We start from the raw sequence: 17,953 nt of genomic DNA, 5'->3' as shown, positions 1-17,953 counted from the left end.
TGCGAACCAGACCGGATGTTGATCCTCGCCATCGATACTGCACTCGACCATTGCGCCGCCGGCGTTCTCAATACTGATTCGGCTGAGATGATCGCGCAGGAGACCTTGCCGATGAAGCGCGGCCATGCCGAGGCATTGATGCCGCTGCTTGCGCGCGTGATGCAGCAGTCCGGGATCGGCTTCGCCGATCTCGACCGCATCGCAGTCACGACCGGCCCCGGCAGTTTCACGGGGCTGCGCGTCGGGCTCTCGGCCGCGCGCGGCATTGCGCTCGCGGCCCACAAACCGGTGGTCGGCGTCACGACGCTGTCGGCCTATGCCGCGCCGGTGGTGACCGAGGACGGCGTGAGCCCGGTGATCTCGGCGATCGATGCCCGGCATGATCATGTCTACTACCAGGTCGTCAGCGGCAGCGGCGAGGAGCTGGTGCCGCCGCAGGTCGCCGCAATCGACGACGTGCTCGCGGCGGCACGCCACGGCGCGCCGCACCTCGTCGGCAATGCGGCCGCGATCCTTGCCGGCCGCTGGCCCGCGGAGATCAGCGCGCCTGTCGCGGTCGACAACCAAAGCGGCCCCGACATCGGCTGGGTCGCGTGGCTGGGTGCGGCGGCAGATCCGGCGCAGGCGCCAGCGCGGCCGTTCTACTTGCGCGCGCCCGACGTCAAGCCGCCGGCAAGCATGCAAGCTCCGGCACAGACGGCCGCCTCGTCATGAACATGTTCTTCCGCTGGCTTGGCCGCGCCAAGCCCTCGATCGAGGCGGCCTCGCCGCGCGACGCCGCCAGGCTCGCGCAGATTCACGCGGCCTCGTTTCACCGCGGCTGGGGCGAGGGCGAGTTCGAGACCATGCTGATGGAGCGCAACACGCTGATCCATCGGTTGCAACTCGGTCGCAAACTCATCGGCTTCATCGTCTCGCGCATCGGCGCCGACGAGGCCGAGATTTTGTCGGTCGCCCTTGACCCAAATCAGCGCGGTCGCGGCCTTTCTCGTGATTTGTTGTTGACGCATCTCGGACATCTGGCAGGCCGTGGCGTCCGGACGGTTTTCCTCGAAGTCGAGGAAAACAATCAGCCAGCCCGCCGCCTTTATGAACGCGCCGGATTTTCGACCGTGGGCCGGAGGGAGCGCTATTACCTTCAACCTGGCGGAGAACAGTTGAACGCGCTTCTGATGCGCCGGGACTTGTCGTAACCTGCGCTTGGTGGCAGAAAGCGCATCCTTGAGGCGAGAGACGATGACCTCCTTGAAAACCACGCCAGCGCCCAGTTCCACCGGGATCGAGGCCCGCTGTGCCGCGACCGGCATGCGGATGACCGAGCAGCGGCGGGTGATCGCCCGCGTGCTCGCGGAGGCCTCCGACCATCCCGACGTCGAAGAGCTGTATCGCCGCTGCGTGGCCGTCGACGACAAGATCTCGATCTCGACGGTGTATCGCACCGTGAAGCTGTTCGAGGACGCAGGGATCATCGAGCGTCACGATTTCCGCGAAGGCCGCGCCCGCTACGAGCAGATGCGCGACAGCCATCACGACCATCTGATCAATCTGCGCGACGGCAAGGTGATCGAATTCACCTCCGAGGAAATCGAGAAGCTGCAGGCGGAGATCGCCCGCCGTCTCGGCTACAAGCTCGTCGACCACCGGCTCGAGCTGTATTGCGTGCCGCTCGATGATGAGTCGAATGGCTAGCAACGCGGCTCCGGCGCTCGATCTCGTCATTTTCGATTGCGACGGCGTGCTGGTCGACAGCGAGGTGATCTCCTGTCAAACGCACGCCGACGTGCTCAGCCTGTGCGGCTATCCGATCACGGCGGAACAGGTGTTCGCGCGCTTTCTCGGCCGCTCCTCCAAGCAGGCGACGATGGAAGTCGAGGCCGAACTCGGCCGCAGCCTGCCCGAGGATTTCAACGCCCGGCTGCAGCAGCGGCTGTTCCACGCCTTCGAGCAGGATTTGCATCCCGTGGCGGGGATCACGGACGCGCTCGACGCCCTCGACATTCCCGTCTGCGTCGCCTCCTCCGGCTCGCATCAGAGGATGCGCGTCAGCCTCGGCGCCACCCGCCTGTATGACCGGCTCGCCCCGCACATCTTCTCGTCGTCCCAGGTCGAAAACGGCAAGCCGGCGCCCGACCTGTTCCTGTTCGCGGCCGCGCAGATGAACGCGCGGCCTGCGGCCTGCGTCGTGGTCGAGGACAGCATTGCCGGTATCCGGGGCGGCGTCGCCGCCGGCATGACGGTGCTCGGGTTTCATGGCGGCAGCCACTGCCGGACAGGCCATGCCGACGACCTCAGGGCCGCCGGCGCGACGCTGGTTTTCGACGATATGCGGCAATTGCCAATGATTCTCAGCCAGCTTGGCGAGAAAACCGCCTCGCTCGCTGGATTTTCGGCCCCCTAGCCTATATCTGAGCGCGGCGCCGCGATTGGCGCGCCTCCGACCGTATGCAAGGGTTCATGTCGTCGCCGCGCAAGCTGCACATCAAGTCCTATGGCTGCCAGATGAACGTCTACGATGCCCAGCGCATGGTGGACACGCTGGGCGCTGAGGGCTTCGTCGAGACCGCCGAGGCCGGCGACGCCGATCTCGTAATCCTGAACACCTGCCATATCCGGGAGAAGGCCTCCGAGAAGGTCTATTCCGAGCTCGGGCGGCTCAGGGTGGCGAAGGAGGAAGCGGCGAAGGCCGGCCGGACCATGCAGATCGCGGTCGCAGGCTGCGTGGCGCAGGCGGAAGGCGGCGAGATCATCGCCCGCGCGCCCACCGTCGACGTCGTCGTCGGCCCGCAGAGCTATCACCATCTGCCGCAACTGCTGGCCCAGGCCCGCCGCGGCGAGCGCGCGATCGACACGGAATTCCCAGCCGAGGACAAGTTCGGCTTTCTGCCGAAGCCCAGCCGAGACGCCATTCGTGCGCGCGGCGTCTCGGCGTTCGTCACGGTGCAGGAGGGCTGCGACAAGTTCTGCACCTTCTGCGTCGTGCCCTACACGCGCGGCAGCGAGATGTCGCGGCCGGTGGCGCGGATCGTCGACGATGTCGTGCAGCTCACCGAGAGCGGAGTCCGCGAGATCACGCTGATCGGCCAGAACGTGAATGCCTACCATGGCGACGGGCCGGATGGACGGACCTGGACGCTTGGCCGCCTGCTGTACCGGATCGCTGAGATTCCGGGCGTGGCGCGCATCCGCTACTCCACGAGCCATCCCAACGATGTCGACGACAGCCTGATCGCGGCGCATCGCGACCTCCGGTCGGTGATGCCGTTCGTGCATCTTCCCGTGCAGTCGGGATCGGATCGCATCCTCGACGCGATGAATCGCAAGCACACCGCGGCTGATTACAGGAAAGTGGTCGACCGTTTCCGCTCCGCGCGCAGCGATATTGCATTCTCTTCGGACTTCATCGTCGGGTTCCCCGGCGAGACCGAGGAAGATTTTCGCGCCACCCTCGCGCTGATCGATCAAATCGGCTACGCTGCGGCCTATTCTTTCAAATATTCGCCGCGTCCGGGCACCCCGGCGGCGGACATGCAGGAGATGGTGTCAGCGACCGAGATGGACGAGCGATTGGAGCGACTCCAGAGCTTGATCGACAGCCAGCAAGCCGCCTTCAACAAGGCCGCGATTGGCTCGGTCGTCGACGTGCTGTTCGAACGCGCCGCGCGCAAGCCGGGTCAGCTGGTCGGACGCACGGCCTATCTGCAACCAGCCCATGTGATGGCGTCCCACGACATCATCGGCCAGGTGCTGCCGGTGCGCATCGACAGTCTCGAGCGCTACAGCCTGCTCGGCGAGCTCGTCACGCCAGGCGCCGCGCTCCGTTCCGACGCCGCATCCCTCATGTCCATCGGAGGCTGAGCACTTGCCCAAGAGCGCATCGGATTCATCTTCCCTCGCTCCCAGCCGCAAGTTCGACCGCGACATGTCCATGCCCCCCGAGACCCAGGTCGTCATCGATTTCGACGACAACCGCGCCGCTTCCGCCCTGGTCGGCCCCTACGGCCAGAACCTCGCGCTGCTCGAGCGAAGGCTCGGCGTCGTCGTCGATTCCCGCGGCAACCACATCACCATCGGCGGCTCTCGCGACAGCTGCGACGCCGCGCGCCGCGTGCTGGAATCGCTGTATGCGCAGGCCGTGAAGGGACAGGATCTGTCGCAGGGCGACGTCGATGGCGCAATCCGCGCCGTGGTCGCGCAGGGCTCGCTGTTCGAGTTCGACCCGAAGAATGCGAAGAACGCCTTCGAGAGCATCAACCTGCGCAAGCGCCCGGTGCGTGCCCGCACCGCCGCGCAGGATTCCTACATCCGCGCGCTCAAGCGCCACGAGCTGGTGTTCGGCATCGGCCCGGCCGGCACCGGCAAGACCTGGCTCGCGGTCGCGCATGCCGCACAGCTGTTCGAGCGAAAGGAAGTCGATCGCATCATCCTGTCGCGCCCCGCCGTCGAAGCCGGCGAGCGGCTCGGCTTCCTGCCGGGCGATCTCCGCGAGAAGGTCGATCCCTACCTGCGCCCGATCTACGACGCGCTGTACGACCTGATGGACGCGCGCGTCGTCGAGCGCGCGCTGCAGGCCGGCGAGATCGAGATCGCGCCGCTCGCCTTCATGCGTGGCCGCACTTTGACCAATGCTGCGATCATTCTCGACGAAGCGCAGAACACCACATCGATGCAGATGAAGATGTTCCTGACGCGTCTCGGCGAGAACAGCCGTATGATCATCACCGGCGATCCCTCGCAGGTCGATTTGCCGAACGGCCAGACCTCGGGACTGGCCGAGGCCGCGCGCCTGCTCGACGGTGTCGAGGGGATCGCACAGGTCAGGTTCACCGGCGAGGACGTCATTCGCCACGAATTGGTGGCACGCATCGTCGCCGCCTATGAGGGCCCGAAAGCCCGCTGACGAGAGCAAGCACGCCGATGGTCGCGTCGTTCCAGCGCCATCCGCACAGATATCGACCAGGATGCCACAAAGTCCCATTCCCATTACCGAGGTCATTGTCGCCGCCGATTGCTGGCAGGACCAGCCCGACGCCGAAGACGTCATACAACGCGCCATCCTCGCTGCCGCCGAGATGGTCGAGGCCGATGTCGGCGACGCCGAGATCGCGGTCATGCTGACGGACGATGCCGGCATCCGCACGCTGAACAGCAATTGGCGCGGGGTCGACAAGCCCACCAATGTGCTGTCGTTTCCGGCGCTGCAGCCGACCGGCCCGCGCAGCGACGACGACGCCCCGCGCATGCTCGGTGACATCGCCATCGCCTATGAGACGATGCGGCGCGAGGCCGCCGACGAGCAGAAGCCGTTCGAGCATCATCTCAGCCACCTCACCGTGCACGGCTTCCTGCATCTGATCGGCTACGATCACGAAACGGACGACGAAGCCGAGGAGATGGAGGCGCTGGAGACCGAGATCCTGGCGCATCTCGGCATCCCCGATCCCTATGCCGACCGGGAACGGATCAATTGACCATGGCCGATTCCGAACCCATCCACGACAATCCGCGCCAGACGCGCAATCTGCCGGCCGTGGTGCCGCCGGCCGAGCTTGGCCGCTCGGCCAGCGAGAACTGGCTGTTTCGCGCGTTGCGCAACCTGTTCGGCTGGAAGGGCGGCGGCTCCGTTCGCGACGATCTGCAGGTCGTGCTCGACGCGTCGACGCCCGACGATATCGGCTTTTCCGCGGTCGAGCGCACGCTCCTGCGCAACATCCTCGATCTGCATGAGCGGCGCATCGCCGACGTCATGGTGCATCGTGCCGACATCGTCGCCGTCCGGCGCGACATCACGCTCGGCGAGCTGATGAGCCTGTTCGAGAGCGCATCGCATTCCCGCCTCGTCGTCTACAACGACACGCTCGACGATCCCGAGGGCATGGTGCACATCCGGGACCTGCTCGCCTACATGACCGCGCAGGCCCGCATCTCCGACGATGCAAAAGCCCGGCGCAAGAAGCCGCTGCCGGCCGGCCTCGACCTGAAGAGCGTCGAGCTGTCGATGCCGCTGTTCGAAGCCAACATCATCCGCAAGCTGCTCTACGTGCCGCCGTCGATGCGCGCCATCGACCTGCTGGCGCAGATGCAGGCCTCGCGCATCCATCTCGCGCTCGTGGTCGACGAATATGGCGGCACCGACGGGCTGGTGTCGATCGAGGACATCGTCGAACAGATCGTCGGCGAGATCGACGACGAGCACGACAGCGACGAGCCGCCGGCGATCATGCGCCAGGCCGACAACGCCTTCATCGCCGACGCCCGCGCCAGCCTCGACGACGTGCGCCGGGTGATCGGCGAGGAGTTCGTGACCGGCGAGGCCGGCGAAGGCGTCGAGACCTTGGGCGGCTATCTCGTCAATCACGTCGGCCGGCTGCCGGTGCGCGGCGAGCTGATCTCCGGCCCAGGCAATTTCGAGGTCGAGGTGCTCGACGCCGATCCGCGCCGCGTCAAGCGGCTCAGGATCGCGCCGCGCAGGGAGCGACCGACGCCCCGTCCGCCGCGCGAGAGCCGGCGCCGCGAGGCGCTGCCCGACACAAGCACCCCGGCGGAGCCGCCGCAGCCGGCGGACAGCACTGCGCCGCCGCGCCAGGACGACACCAGCCCGCCCGCACAGAATGACGGAGCGAGCTCCCAGTGATCCGCCTTTCCATGTTCCGCGGCCTCGCCCTCGGTGTCGTGCTCGCCTGGGGCTGGAAGCGCGCAGCGATCGCGCTCGCAGCCGGCGCCCTCTCGTCGCTGGCCATGGCTCCGTTCAATGCGTGGCCCGTGCTCGCGATCACCTTCCCGGTCCTGGTCTGGCTGATCGACGGCGCGGCTGCGGGACGGCGGCGCGGCATTCCCGCCGCAGCGCTGACCGGCTTCTGCTTCGGCATGGGTTATTTCGTGCCCGGCTTGTATTGGATCGGCAACGCGTTCCTGGTCGACGCGCAGACCTTTGCCTGGCTGATGCCGTTCGCCGTGCTCGGGCTGCCGGCCTATCTGGCGCTGTTTCCCGCCCTAGGCTTTGCCCTGGCGCGCCTGATCTGGACACGCGACTCCAGCCGCATCCTTGCGCTCGCGGTGTGCCTCACGGCCAGCGAATGGCTGCGCGGTCACGCGCTGACCGGCTTTCCCTGGAACACATTCGGCTATGCGCTGTCTCAGCCGCTGGCGCTGGCGCAATCGGCGTCGCTGATCGGGATCTGGGGCATGACGTTCCTCACGGTCGCGATCTTTGCCAGCCCTGCGGTCCTGATCGACGGCAAGGACTGGCGCGAGTGCTGGCGGGTGCCAACCGCAGCATTTGCGCTCCTCGTTCTGATGGGCGTGTTCGGCGCGATCCGGCTGGGATTGCATCCGACTGCCTTCGTCGCCGACCTCAAGCTGCGGATCATGCAGCCGAACCTGCAGCAGGACGTCAAATTCAACTACGGCGCCAAGGCCGACGTGATGCGGCGCTATCTGACGCTGTCCGACCGCGCCTCCGGCCCGAAGGCCACCGGCGTGCGTGACACCAATGTGCTGATCTGGCCAGAGTCGGCATTCCCGTTCTTCCTCACGCGGGAAGCCGACGCGATGGCGCAGATTGCCGACCTGCTGTCACCGGGCACGGTGCTCATCACCGGTTCGGTCCGCGCCCCGGACGGCCCGCGCAACGGCCCCATCACCCGCGCCTACAACTCGATCTACGTCATCGATCATGACGGCACGGTGTTGTCAGTCTACGATAAGCTTCATCTGGTTCCCTTCGGCGAATTCCTTCCATTCCAGGACTGGCTCGAACGGATCGGGCTGGAGCAGCTGACCCGGGTGCAAGGCGGCTTCATTGCTGGGACAACACGACGCAACCTGGACGTGCCACACGCTCCGCGTGTTCTTCCTTTGATCTGCTACGAAGCCATCTTTCCGCGTGATAGTGTCCCGAGTGAGGAGCGGCCGGGCTGGATCGTCAATCTGACCAATGACGGATGGTTCGGCATCTCGACCGGTCCTCATCAGCATCTGCAGCAAGCGCAGTGGCGCGCGATCGAACAGGGGCTTCCATTAGTTCGATCTGCGAACACCGGCGTCTCCGCTGTGATCGATCCTGTTGGCCGTATCATCGCGCAATTGCCGCTGGGTGCAGAGGGCGTGCTCGATTCCATGCTGCCGGTTGCGCTGCAGCCGACGATCTACGCGCGACTCAGCGACATCCCGGCTGCAATCCTGTTAGTGCTCGCCCTGAGCACCGTCGTTCGCAGACGTGTTGCTCAAAAGCTTCCCTGACGATCGCAAGATCTCGATTCTTTCCGGGTGCGTAAGATTTTTTTTGACAAGCAAAACCCCAAGTGTTGACAGATAGCTGCTGCAATTCGCATTCTCGCGCGGCAGCATGAACCGTCGAGTTCGTTACTCAGCTCTCGTTCGTTAGTACGACATGGGAGCTGAAATTGACGGTGTGAGCGCCTGAGGCATACTGCGACCGCCTCGTTCCGAGGCCCTGATCTAAGGAGTTGAGAGATGTCGACGAAAGCGCCCAACCCTGTTGACAAGCATGTCGGCAGCCGGGTGCGGATGCGCCGTATCATGTTGGGCATGAGCCAGGAAAAACTTGGTGAGGCTCTCGGTCTCACGTTCCAGCAGATACAGAAGTACGAAAAAGGCACCAATCGAGTCGGCGCCAGCCGGATTCAGCAGATCTCAGAGGTTCTGCAGGTCCCGGTCTCGTTCCTGTTCGAAGGCGTCCCGAGTGGTGGGACCAATGGTGAGGCTTTCGGCGAGGGCGCTTCCCCCGCCTATGTATCTGATTTTCTGGCAACCTCCGAAGGACTGGCGTTGACCCGCGCATTCACGCGGATCCACGATTCCAAGCTTCGGCGCAGCATCGTCGACCTGGTCGAGCAGATTGCAGATCGCGAGGCACCGGAAGAAGGCTAGCTGATGCGCCGGCGCTGACATTCCTATCGTGGTTACTCTCATATGAATGTCAGCGCCTCGGGGGGCCATGAGCTGAACCACGTCTTGCGAACGACGCCTTGGGCACGCGACGTTTCGCTTGACGAATGAGCCAATAGACAGTCCGGATCACGACACAGAGCGCGACGGCCTCCTTCGGGAAATGCTGTCGCGCTCTTCGTCATTTTATGCACATGTGGCGCTCTGAACGCGCCAACCGCGGCTGCGCCGGAACCCGCCGGCCGCCCTCACCCGCTACCATTTCGTAACCCTGCAAAACTATTCGCAAAGAGCATGACCACCGCCAACAATCCGTTCGATAGTCGCACAATCCTCGAGGGCATCCGCCAGTGGGTAGAGATCGAGACACCGACCGAGGCGCCAGACCAGGTGAATCGGCTCGCCGATCTGGTCGCCGGCGGCTATCGCGGGCTCGATGCGACCATCGAACGGATTGCAGGGCGCGATGGCTGCGGCGACCACCTGGTTGCGCGATCGGGCTGGGGCCAGGACGCGCCGGGCATCCTCGTGCTCAGCCATCTCGACACGGTGCATCCGATCGGATTCATCCAGCGCCTGCCGTTCTCGATCGATGGCGACGTGGCCTACGGGCCAGGCATCTACGACATGAAAGGCGGCGCCTATCTTGCTTTTCACGCCTTCCGTGAGCTGTGCGCCAACGGCGAGAGATCGCTGCTCGGCATTACTCATTTGTTCGTCTCCGACGAAGAAATCGGAAGCCCGACCTCGCGCGCGCTGATCGAGGAGGAGGGCCGCAGGGCCAAGTATGTGCTCGTCACCGAACCGGCGCGCGACGGCGGCAAGATCGTCACGGGGCGCAAAGGTGTGGCGCGCTTCGACGTCGCGATCAAAGGCGTGCCGGCCCATGCCGGCGCGCGTCCGCAGGATGGACGCAGTGCGATCCGCGAACTCGCCAACGTCATCCAAGCACTCGAGGCGCTCAACGATCCCAAGCGCGGCATCACCGTGAACGTCGGCGTCGTTCGCGGCGGGACCCGTCCGAACGTGATTGCGGAAGAAGCCTTCGCGGAAGTCGACGCGCGGCTGCCGAGCCCGGCGGATGCCGAGGAGATCGTGCCCAAGATCCTTGGGCTGAAGTCGCGTAGCGAGGGCGTGACGGTCGAGGTCCGAGGCGAGGTGAACCGGCCGCCTTACGTCAAGGGCAATGCCGGCGCGGCGCTGTTCGAACACGCGAGGTCGCTTGCGGAGGAGATCGGCTTCGAACTCGCCGACACCTACACGGGCGGCGGCTCCGACGGCAATTTCACCGCGCCGTTCACGGCGACGCTCGACGGCCTCGGCGTCGACGGCAAGGGCGCGCATACGCATTACGAGCAGATGTACATCTCGTCGATCGAGCCGAGGGCTCGCCTGCTTCACCGCCTCTATCAGACCCTGCGATGAGAACCGCCGATCTCATGCCCGTTGACGACGATCACACCGACGCCGAAGCCATGCATCGGCATGGCTCGTTCTTCGGCCGGCGCAAGGGTCACAAGCTGCGCGCCCACCAGGCGGATCTGGTCGACAACCTGCTGCCGCACCTTGCGCTCGACCTTGCCGCTCCCGCCGATGACGTGCTGCCCACGCTGTACGATCCCCCGGTCGAGGCGCTGCGGCTGGAGATCGGATTCGGCGGCGGTGAACACCTCGCCGCCGAGGCCAAGGCGCATCCGGCCACCGGCTTCATCGGCTGCGAGCCCTACGTCAACGGCATGGCCAAGATCCTCGCCGCGATCGAAGCCGACAACATCGGCAACATCCGGCTGCTCGCGGGCGATGCGGCCGAACTGCTGGCCTGGCTACCGGCACAATCGCTGCAGCGGATCGACCTGATTCATCCCGATCCCTGGCCGAAGCGGCGGCATTGGAAGCGGCGCTTCGTGCAGGATGCGACGATTGCCGCGATGGCGCGCGCGCTCAAGCCGGGTGGCGAATTCCGCTTCGTCAGCGACATCGCCGACTATTGCGACTGGACGCTATGGCACATGCTCCGCGCGCCCGATTTCGTCTGGACCGCGGAACGCGCCGACGACTGGCGCCTCCCTTGGCCCAACTACACGATGACGCGTTACGGGCGGAAAGCAACGCGCGAGGGTCGCGTCGCCAGCTACCTAATCTTCCGGCGCCGCTGAACGGGCTCAGTGCCGCGTCTGCCAGAATGCGACGACGCGCTCGGCGGTCGACGATGCCAGCCGCGCATAGGCCAGCTTGATGGCCTCGATGTCGCGCTGCGCAGGAACGCGCTTCGGCCCGAGCCGAAGCTGGATCAGCGCATGCACCGTGTGCCATTCGAGTCCGATTGTTCGCCCGAGGATCAGCAGCAGATCGTGGCGATCACCGGAGACCAGCCGGTCCAACGTCGCGATCTTCAGCCCCGTCATCGCGGCGAGCGCGGAGATCGCCTGCCTGTCCGGCTTCACCACGTCGAACAGCCGCCGCTTAACGACATCGAGCGTGCCGGCCATCAGTTGCTTCAGATGATCGTCAGACAGGTCCGGCACGACGGGCACGGCGACATGATTCAAATTTAGACGATCTTGGTGAACGACCGGTTATCGGCCCGCGACCGCCGGCTCTGTCGCTCCGGATGCGATTGCCGGGCAAAATGGCGAGATCGGGCGTCGATTTGGCAGTTCCGCGGGCCGCTTTCAGCCGACACGACCCTTGCCGCGGGCCGGCAAAGCGGCTATATCAGCGCCATCAAACATCATCTCATATACGATCGCGTAGTGAGAGTGGGCCCCTCCGGACCCGCTCTTTTTTGTTACCTGGATCGCTCCGCCGAGGGCGCGATTGATCCGGTGAGCGCGGTCGGAGCGGCCAAACGGCCCAGACAAGCAAGACACGCGATCGACGCCTCGATGACGGAACCTACGTTCGCAACCGCTGACACCGACCTCCTGACCGAGCCCCGCCTCGTCGTCGAGCCGGGCGTTGCGGCGCGCGTGGCCGCGGTGGCGGATCCGGTGCTGCAGGGAATGGGTTACCGGCTGGTGCGGATCCGGATTTCCGGCGAGGCCGGCTGCACCGTGCAGGTGATGGCCGAACGTCCCGACGGTACGATGCAGATCGAGGATTGCGAAGCGGTGTCGCGGGCCCTGTCGCCCGTGCTCGACATCGCCGACCCGATCGACCGCGCCTATCGTCTCGAGATTTCGTCGCCGGGTATCGACCGGCCGCTGGTGCGCCGCTCCGATTTCGAGCGTCACATCGGCCATCTCGTCAAGATCGAGATGGCGGTGGCGCATCAGAACCGGAAGCGCTTCCGTGGCATCATCAAGGGCGTCGAAGGTGACGGCGTGCGCATCACCCGCGACGACGTCGCCAAGGACGTCGACCCCGATGTCGTGCTACCGATGACCGACATCGGCGATGCCAAGATGGTGCTGACCGACGAGCTGATCGCCGAGTCCATGCGCCGAGGCAAGGCCGCCGAGCGCGAAAGAAAGCGCGAGCTGGGCATCGCTCCGCCCCTGGCGCCGCACGCCAAGCCGGCCGCGCAGGCCAAGCCGAAGCCGAAAGCCAAGGATGGCACCAAGGACAGCAAGCCGGCCAAGAAGCCGCTGCCGACCAACACCAAGAAACATCGCCTCGCCGCCGACCGCGCGCGCAGAGGCGAGATCGATCCTGATTAGAGGAGACTAGACCCATGGCCGTCAGCGCCAACCGGTTGGAACTGCTGCAGATCGCCGACGCCGTCGCGCGCGAGAAGTCGATCGACCGCGGCATCGTGATCGCGGCCATGGAAGACGCGATCGCCAAGGCCGCCCGCGCCCGCTATGGCAGCGAGACCGACGTCCATGCCGAGATCGACCCGCGCAAGGGCGAGCTCCGGTTGTCGCGCCACATGCTGGTGGTCGAGAAGGTCGAGAACCCCTCCAACCAGATTTCGCTCGACGATGCGCGTCGCGCCAATCCGGGCGCGCAGATCGGCGACACCATTGCCGACACCTTGCCGCCGCTCGAGTATGGCCGCATCGCCGCGCAGTCGGCCAAGCAGGTCATCGTGCAGAAGGTGCGCGAGGCCGAGCGCGACCGGCAGTACCAGGAGTTCAAGGACCGCATCGGCGACATCGTCAATGGCGTCGTCAAGCGCGTCGAATATGGCAGCGTGATCCTCGACCTCGGCCGTGGCGAGGCGATCATCCGCCGCGACGAAATGCTGCCGCGCGAGGTGTTCCGCAACGGCGACCGCGTCCGCGCCTACGTGTTCGACGTACGCCGCGAGACCCGCGGCCCGCAGATCTTCCTGTCGCGCACCCATCCGCAGTTCATGGCCAAGCTGTTCGCGCAGGAAGTGCCGGAGATCTATGACGGCATCGTCGAGATCAAGGCGGTCGCCCGCGATCCCGGCTCGCGCGCCAAGATCGGCGTCGTGTCGCGCGACTCCTCGGTCGACCCGGTCGGCGCCTGCGTCGGCATGCGCGGCTCGCGCGTGCAGGCCGTGGTGAACGAGCTGCAGGGCGAGAAGATCGACATCATTCCGTGGTCCCCTGATATCGCGACCTTCGTGGTCAACGCGCTGGCGCCGGCCGAAGTCGCCAAGGTCGTCATCGACGAGGACCGCGAGCGCATCGAGGTCGTCGTCCCCGACACCAACAACCAGCTGTCGCTGGCGATCGGCCGCCGCGGCCAGAATGTCCGCCTCGCTTCGCAGCTGACCGGCTGGGATATCGACATCCTCACCGAGCAGGAGGAATCGGAGCGCCGCCAGGCCGACTTCGAGAATTCGACCCGCGTGTTCATGGAATCGCTCAACGTCGACGAGGTCGTCGGTCAGCTCCTGGCGTCCGAAGGCTTCACCTCGGTGGAGGAATTGGCGCTGGTCGATCTGAAGGATCTCGCCGGCATCGAGGGCTTCGACGAGGAGACCGCGACCGAGCTGCAGACCCGCGCCCGCGAATTCCTGGAGCAGCAGGAGGCCGAGCTCGAGGCCAAGCGCAAGGAGCTGGGCGTCGAGGACGCGTTGAAGGACGTGCCCGGCGTGACCTCCAAGATGCTGGTCAAGTTCGGCGAGAACGACATCAAGACCGTCGACGACCTCGCCGGCTGCGCCACCGACGATCTGGTCGGCTGGGTCGAGCGCAAGGAAGGCGGCGAGTCCACCAAATTTGCCGGCTTCCTCGACGGCCTCGACGTGTCGCGTGACGATGCCGAGGCCATGGTGATGCAGGCCCGCGTCAAGGCCGGCTGGATCAGTGAAGCCGACCTGGCCAAGCCCGAGGCCGAAGACGAAGACGCCTCCGAAGGACAGCCTGCCTGACCCATGACGACAGTCGCGACGATCCCCGCCATGACGCTGCTGGCTTGAGATGAGGAGCCGCACCACCGCATGCTCGCTTTGGCCGACCCCGAGCTCGACAATGGACCGCGGACCGAAAAGTCCGCGACCATGCGCATGTGCGCGGTCAGCCGCGAGGTGCGGCCGATCGAGGAGCTGATCCGCTTCGTCGTGGGTCCAACGGGCGAGGTCGTGCCCGACATCAAGCGCAAGCTTCCGGGGCGGGGCTTGTGGATCGCGGCCTCGAAGCTGGCGGTTGCGGAAGCGGTGCGGCGTCACCATTTCAGCCGAGGCTTCAAGGCGAACGTTCGCGTCCATCCGACACTTGCCGATGATCTGGAGGCCTTGCTGGTTCGCAGCGCGATCGAGGCCCTGGGAATCGCCGCCAAGGCCGGTCAGGTCGTCTCGGGTTTTTCCAAGGTGGAAGCGGCGCTGTTGCAGCGGCAGTCCAGGGCCGGCTTGGCCGCCCTTCTCCACGCGTCGGACGGCGCCGCAGACGGAATTCGCAAGCTCGATGCCCTGGTGCGGCCGACTGATGGGGACGCCGACCAAGCCCTGCCATTTCCGATCATCTGCTGTCTCACTTCGGCAGAATTGGATTTGGCACTTGGGCGCTCAAATGTGATACATGCTGCCGTGCTCGCAGGCCCGGCGAGCAGGACATTCCTGTCGCGCAGCCAGACACTGGTCCGATACCGGTCGGCCGACGCTGACAAGAACGCCGGAACCGCGGCCACGAAATCTGCTTCGACTTCGAAGACATAGCGACGACGATTGCACGAATGGGACGGTGCGGCAGCCCCGCACGCAGGTAAACGAGATTAGGACGACTGAATGGCCGATCAAAACACTCCGGGCGACAAGAAACTCGGTGTCCCGAGCAAGACCTTGACGCTCAAGCCGCGCGTCGAGACTGGCACGGTACGTCAGAGCTTCCCACACGGCCGGAGCAAGCAGGTGGTGGTCGAGAAGCGCGGCACCAAGCGCCGCGTCGGCGATGGGGCGCCCGATGCGCCGCACGCGCCGGAGCCGACCGTCGCCAAGGCGCCGCCACCGCCGCCGCCGCCGAGCAACCGGCCATCGGGACCGCGTCCGTCCGGCTCTCAGCGCAGCGGCTCCGGCGTCGTTCTCCGCACCCTGACCGAAGACGAGCGTTCGGCGCGCGCCAGCGCGCTGGCCGACGCGCGGGTGCGCGACATGGAAGAGCGCCGCCAGGCCGAGGAAGAGGCTCGCCGCCGCGCCGAGCGCGAGGCTGCTGAACGCGCAGAGCGCGAGGCTGCCGAGGCGCGCCGCAAGGCCGAGGAAGAGCGTCACCGCCACGAAGAGGAAGCCAAGCGCAAGGCCGAGCTCGAAGCCAAGAAGCGCTTCGGCGAAGGCGAGGCGCCGCGTTCGGTACCGGCCGCCGCGACTGCGGCCGCCGCGCCGCAGCCGACCGCGACCGCTCCGGCCCGCCAGGCCCAGGCACCCGGCCGCCCGGTGGGTGCACCCGGCAGCCGGCCGCCGCAGATCGGTGGTCCGTCGCGGCCGCCCGGCACTCAGCCGGCAGGCGCCCGCCCTGCCGGAGCCCGTCCGGCCGGCGGCGGCCCGCTCGGCCGCGCGCCTGGCGTCGCAGCCGGTCCCGACGAGGATGAAGGTCCGCGCCAGATCCGCCGCGGCCCCGGTGGCGCCGCGCGTCCTGCGCCGCCGCCGAAGACCACGCACAAGCCCGGCCCGCAGAAGCAGCGCGGCCGCCTGACGGTCGTCACTGCGCTCACTGCCGACGACGTGCGCGAGCGCTCGATCGCTTCGTTCCGCCGCCGGACCCAGCGCCTCAAGGGCCACGCGGCCAATGAGCAGAAGGAGAAGCTCGTCCGCGAGGTGACGATCCCGGAAGCGATCACCATCCAGGAGCTCGCGAACCGCATGTCGGAGCGCGCGGTCGACGTCATCCGTCTGCTGATGCGCCAGGGCGCGATGCACAAGATCACCGACGTGATCGACGCCGATACCGCGCAGCTGATCGCCGAAGAGCTCGGCCACACCGTCAAGCGCGTCGCCGCCTCGGACGTGGAAGAGGGCCTGTTCGATATCGTCGACGACTCGTCCGACACGGAGCCGCGTTCGCCGGTCGTGACCGTGATGGGCCACGTCGACCACGGCAAGACCTCGCTGCTCGACGCACTGCGCCACGCCAACGTGGTCTCCGGAGAAGCCGGCGGCATCACTCAGCACATCGGCGCCTATCAGGTGACGGCGCCGGATTCCGGCAAGAAGATCACCTTCATCGACACGCCCGGCCACGCCGCGTTCACCGCGATGCGCGCCCGCGGCGCCAAGGTCACCGACATCGTCGTGCTGGTGGTCGCGGCCGATGACGGCGTGATGCCGCAGACGATCGAGGCCATCAACCACGCTAAGGCGGCGAAGGTGCCGATGATCGTGGCGATCAACAAGATCGACAAGCCCGACGCCCGTCCCGAGCGCGTCCGCACCGAGCTGCTCCAGCACGAGGTGCAGGTCGAGTCCCTGGGCGGCGAGGTCGTCGACGTCGAGGTGTCCGCGAAGAACAAGACCAATCTCGATCGTCTTCTGGAAATGATCGCGCTGCAGGCCGACATCCTCGACCTGAAGACCAATTCGGATCGTCCGGCCGAGGGCACCGTGATCGAAGCCAAGCTCGATCGCGGCCGTGGTCCGGTCGCCACCGTGCTGGTCCAGCGCGGCACGCTTCGCGTCGGTGACATCATCGTCGCCGGCGCCGAGATGGGCCGCGTCCGCGCGCTGATCTCCGACCAGGGCGAGACCCTGCAGGAGGCCGGCCCGTCGGTCCCGGTCGAGGTGCTCGGCTTCAACGGTCCGCCGGAAGCCGGCGATCGTCTTGCCGTGGTCGAGAACGAAGCCCGTGCCCGCCAGGTCACCAGCTACCGCGCGCACCAGAAGCGCGAGAACGCCGCGGCCTCGATCTCCGGCATGCGCGGCTCGCTCGAGCAGATGATGTCGCAGTTGAAGACCGCGGGCCGCAAGGAATTCCCGCTGGTCATCAAGGCCGACGTTCAAGGCTCGCTGGAAGCCATTCTCGGCTCGCTGGAGAAGCTCGGCACCGAGGAAGTCGCCGCCCGCATCCTGCATGCCGGCGTCGGCGGCATCAGCGAATCGGACGTGACGCTGGCCGAAGGCTTCAACGCCGCGATCATCGGCTTCTCGGTCCGAGCCAACAAGGAAGCCGCCGCGCTCGCCAAGCGCAACGGCATCGAGATCCGCTACTACAACATCATCTACGACCTCGTGGATGACGTGAAGAAGGCGATGAGCGGCCTGCTTGCGCCGACGCTGCGCGAGACCATGCTCGGCAATGCGCAGATCCTGGAGGTGTTCAACATCTCCAAGGTCGGCAAGGTCGCCGGCTGCCGCGTCACCGACGGCACCGTCGAGCGCGGCGCCAATGTCCGCCTGATCCGCGACAACGTCGTGGTTCACGAGGGCAAGCTGTCGACGCTGAAGCGCTTCAAGGACGAAGTGAAGGAAGTGCAGGCCGGCCAGGAATGCGGCATGGCCTTCGAGAACTACGGCGACATGCGTGTCGGCGACGTCATCGAGTGTTATCGCGTGGAGACCATTCAGCGCTCGCTGTAAGTCCGAATCCTACAGAGCGCGCTGCATTTTCAAGTGAGCGGCGATTCCGTGTGTCAGCGGAATCGCCGCCCGTCTTGAACTTTACCAAGCGTCGTTGAACTCAATCAGAATGATCCGTTCGCCCGCGCG

General features: G+C 66.1%; 17 protein-coding genes. 16 read left to right on the top strand and 1 reads right to left on the bottom strand.

All coding sequences use genetic code 11. The annotated features are described in order from the left end of the window. The first annotated feature begins 15 nt into the window (after positions 1-15). From tsaB to trmB, 12 genes are all read left to right on the top strand, one after another. Positions 16-714, top strand: coding sequence for a tRNA (adenosine(37)-N6)-threonylcarbamoyltransferase complex dimerization subunit type 1 TsaB (gene tsaB, locus ACQR1L_RS11610; RefSeq protein WP_434858082.1), 699 nt, complete (start codon positions 16-18; stop codon positions 712-714). Continuing rightward, positions 711-1,193, top strand: a complete 483-nt coding sequence (gene rimI, locus ACQR1L_RS11605) for a ribosomal protein S18-alanine N-acetyltransferase (RefSeq protein WP_434858081.1) — start codon at positions 711-713, stop codon at positions 1,191-1,193. The genes tsaB and rimI overlap by 4 nt, the downstream gene beginning before the upstream one ends. 43 nt (positions 1,194-1,236) lie before the next feature. After that, the gene (locus tag ACQR1L_RS11600) at positions 1,237-1,689 is read left to right on the top strand and encodes a Fur family transcriptional regulator (RefSeq protein ID WP_434858080.1); all 453 of its coding nucleotides are present in this window, start codon (positions 1,237-1,239) and stop codon (positions 1,687-1,689) included. Then, positions 1,682-2,398, top strand: coding sequence for an HAD family hydrolase (locus tag ACQR1L_RS11595; protein WP_434858079.1), 717 nt, complete (start codon positions 1,682-1,684; stop codon positions 2,396-2,398). Before ACQR1L_RS11600 ends, ACQR1L_RS11595 begins: the two co-directional genes overlap by 8 nt. Positions 2,399-2,454: 56 nt before the next feature. Beyond that, positions 2,455-3,855 carry a tRNA (N6-isopentenyl adenosine(37)-C2)-methylthiotransferase MiaB gene (miaB, locus tag ACQR1L_RS11590; protein ID WP_434858078.1) on the top strand — a complete coding sequence of 467 codons (1,401 nt, stop codon included), beginning with the start codon at positions 2,455-2,457 and terminating at the stop codon, positions 3,853-3,855. A gap of 64 nt (positions 3,856-3,919) precedes the next feature. Further along, complete coding sequence (locus ACQR1L_RS11585; RefSeq protein ID WP_434858077.1) at positions 3,920-4,897, top strand: PhoH family protein; 978 nt, start codon at positions 3,920-3,922, stop codon at positions 4,895-4,897. Positions 4,898-4,958: 61 nt separating this feature from the next. Next, positions 4,959-5,468 (top strand): rRNA maturation RNase YbeY, encoded by a 510-nt coding sequence (gene ybeY / locus ACQR1L_RS11580; RefSeq protein ID WP_434858076.1) that lies wholly within the window; start codon positions 4,959-4,961, stop codon positions 5,466-5,468. 2 nt (positions 5,469-5,470) lie between these two features. Continuing rightward, the gene (locus ACQR1L_RS11575) at positions 5,471-6,631 is read left to right on the top strand and encodes a hemolysin family protein (protein ID WP_434858075.1); all 1,161 of its coding nucleotides are present in this window, start codon (positions 5,471-5,473) and stop codon (positions 6,629-6,631) included. Continuing rightward, positions 6,628-8,238: an apolipoprotein N-acyltransferase gene (gene lnt / locus ACQR1L_RS11570; protein WP_434858074.1), complete on the top strand. Its 1,611-nt coding sequence runs from the start codon at positions 6,628-6,630 to the stop codon at positions 8,236-8,238. Before ACQR1L_RS11575 ends, lnt begins: the two co-directional genes overlap by 4 nt. Positions 8,239-8,472: 234 nt before the next feature. Continuing rightward, positions 8,473-8,889: a helix-turn-helix domain-containing protein gene (locus ACQR1L_RS11565; RefSeq protein WP_006615449.1), complete on the top strand. Its 417-nt coding sequence runs from the start codon at positions 8,473-8,475 to the stop codon at positions 8,887-8,889. Between the two features lie 312 nt (positions 8,890-9,201). Then, positions 9,202-10,332, top strand: a complete 1,131-nt coding sequence (locus ACQR1L_RS11560) for a M20 family metallopeptidase (protein WP_434858073.1) — start codon at positions 9,202-9,204, stop codon at positions 10,330-10,332. Further along, positions 10,329-11,063, top strand: coding sequence for a tRNA (guanosine(46)-N7)-methyltransferase TrmB (trmB, locus tag ACQR1L_RS11555; RefSeq protein WP_434858072.1), 735 nt, complete (start codon positions 10,329-10,331; stop codon positions 11,061-11,063). The genes ACQR1L_RS11560 and trmB overlap by 4 nt, the downstream gene beginning before the upstream one ends. A gap of 6 nt (positions 11,064-11,069) precedes the next feature. Here trmB and ACQR1L_RS11550 read toward each other — a convergent pair whose 3' ends face one another. After that, the gene (locus ACQR1L_RS11550; protein ID WP_434858071.1) at positions 11,070-11,456 is read right to left on the bottom strand and encodes a DUF2336 domain-containing protein; all 387 of its coding nucleotides are present in this window, start codon (positions 11,454-11,456) and stop codon (positions 11,070-11,072) included. A 336-nt stretch (positions 11,457-11,792) separates the two neighbouring features. On the opposite strand from ACQR1L_RS11550, the gene rimP reads away from it, so the two are divergent. The 4 genes from rimP to infB all read left to right on the top strand — a co-directional run bounded on the left by rimP (position 11,793) and on the right by infB (position 17,824). Further along, positions 11,793-12,566: a ribosome maturation factor RimP gene (gene rimP, locus ACQR1L_RS11545; protein ID WP_434858295.1), complete on the top strand. Its 774-nt coding sequence runs from the start codon at positions 11,793-11,795 to the stop codon at positions 12,564-12,566. A gap of 14 nt (positions 12,567-12,580) precedes the next feature. Beyond that, the gene (gene nusA, locus ACQR1L_RS11540; protein ID WP_434858070.1) at positions 12,581-14,194 is read left to right on the top strand and encodes a transcription termination factor NusA; all 1,614 of its coding nucleotides are present in this window, start codon (positions 12,581-12,583) and stop codon (positions 14,192-14,194) included. 69 nt (positions 14,195-14,263) lie between these two features. Next, positions 14,264-14,977, top strand: a complete 714-nt coding sequence (locus ACQR1L_RS11535) for an RNA-binding protein (RefSeq protein ID WP_434858069.1) — start codon at positions 14,264-14,266, stop codon at positions 14,975-14,977. 69 nt (positions 14,978-15,046) lie between these two features. Next, the gene (gene infB / locus ACQR1L_RS11530) at positions 15,047-17,824 is read left to right on the top strand and encodes a translation initiation factor IF-2 (RefSeq protein WP_434858068.1); all 2,778 of its coding nucleotides are present in this window, start codon (positions 15,047-15,049) and stop codon (positions 17,822-17,824) included. Positions 17,825-17,953 lie beyond the last annotated feature (129 nt).

The sequence above is a fragment of the Bradyrhizobium sp. HKCCYLR20261 genome, from assembly GCF_051168435.1.
Lineage (GTDB): Bacteria > Pseudomonadota > Alphaproteobacteria > Rhizobiales > Xanthobacteraceae > Bradyrhizobium.
The sequence above is the reverse complement of the archived record's forward strand: the minus strand, read 5'-3'. Positions and strand labels throughout refer to the sequence as shown.

Coding starts and splice junctions, on each gene's coding strand:
- ACQR1L_RS11565 (WP_006615449.1), top strand. CDS start 8,473: ATGTCGACGAAAGCGCCCAACCCTGTTGACAAGCATGTCGGCAGCCGG.
- ACQR1L_RS11595 (WP_434858079.1), top strand. CDS start 1,682: ATGGCTAGCAACGCGGCTCCGGCGCTCGATCTCGTCATTTTCGATTGC.
- nusA (WP_434858070.1), top strand. CDS start 12,581: ATGGCCGTCAGCGCCAACCGGTTGGAACTGCTGCAGATCGCCGACGCC.
- rimI (WP_434858081.1), top strand. CDS start 711: ATGAACATGTTCTTCCGCTGGCTTGGCCGCGCCAAGCCCTCGATCGAG.
- tsaB (WP_434858082.1), top strand. CDS start 16: ATGTTGATCCTCGCCATCGATACTGCACTCGACCATTGCGCCGCCGGC.
- rimP (WP_434858295.1), top strand. CDS start 11,793: ATGACGGAACCTACGTTCGCAACCGCTGACACCGACCTCCTGACCGAG.
- miaB (WP_434858078.1), top strand. CDS start 2,455: ATGTCGTCGCCGCGCAAGCTGCACATCAAGTCCTATGGCTGCCAGATG.
- ACQR1L_RS11600 (WP_434858080.1), top strand. CDS start 1,237: ATGACCTCCTTGAAAACCACGCCAGCGCCCAGTTCCACCGGGATCGAG.
- trmB (WP_434858072.1), top strand. CDS start 10,329: ATGAGAACCGCCGATCTCATGCCCGTTGACGACGATCACACCGACGCC.
- ACQR1L_RS11560 (WP_434858073.1), top strand. CDS start 9,202: ATGACCACCGCCAACAATCCGTTCGATAGTCGCACAATCCTCGAGGGC.
- ACQR1L_RS11535 (WP_434858069.1), top strand. CDS start 14,264: ATGCTCGCTTTGGCCGACCCCGAGCTCGACAATGGACCGCGGACCGAA.
- infB (WP_434858068.1), top strand. CDS start 15,047: ATGGCCGATCAAAACACTCCGGGCGACAAGAAACTCGGTGTCCCGAGC.
- ACQR1L_RS11575 (WP_434858075.1), top strand. CDS start 5,471: ATGGCCGATTCCGAACCCATCCACGACAATCCGCGCCAGACGCGCAAT.
- ybeY (WP_434858076.1), top strand. CDS start 4,959: ATGCCACAAAGTCCCATTCCCATTACCGAGGTCATTGTCGCCGCCGAT.
- ACQR1L_RS11585 (WP_434858077.1), top strand. CDS start 3,920: ATGTCCATGCCCCCCGAGACCCAGGTCGTCATCGATTTCGACGACAAC.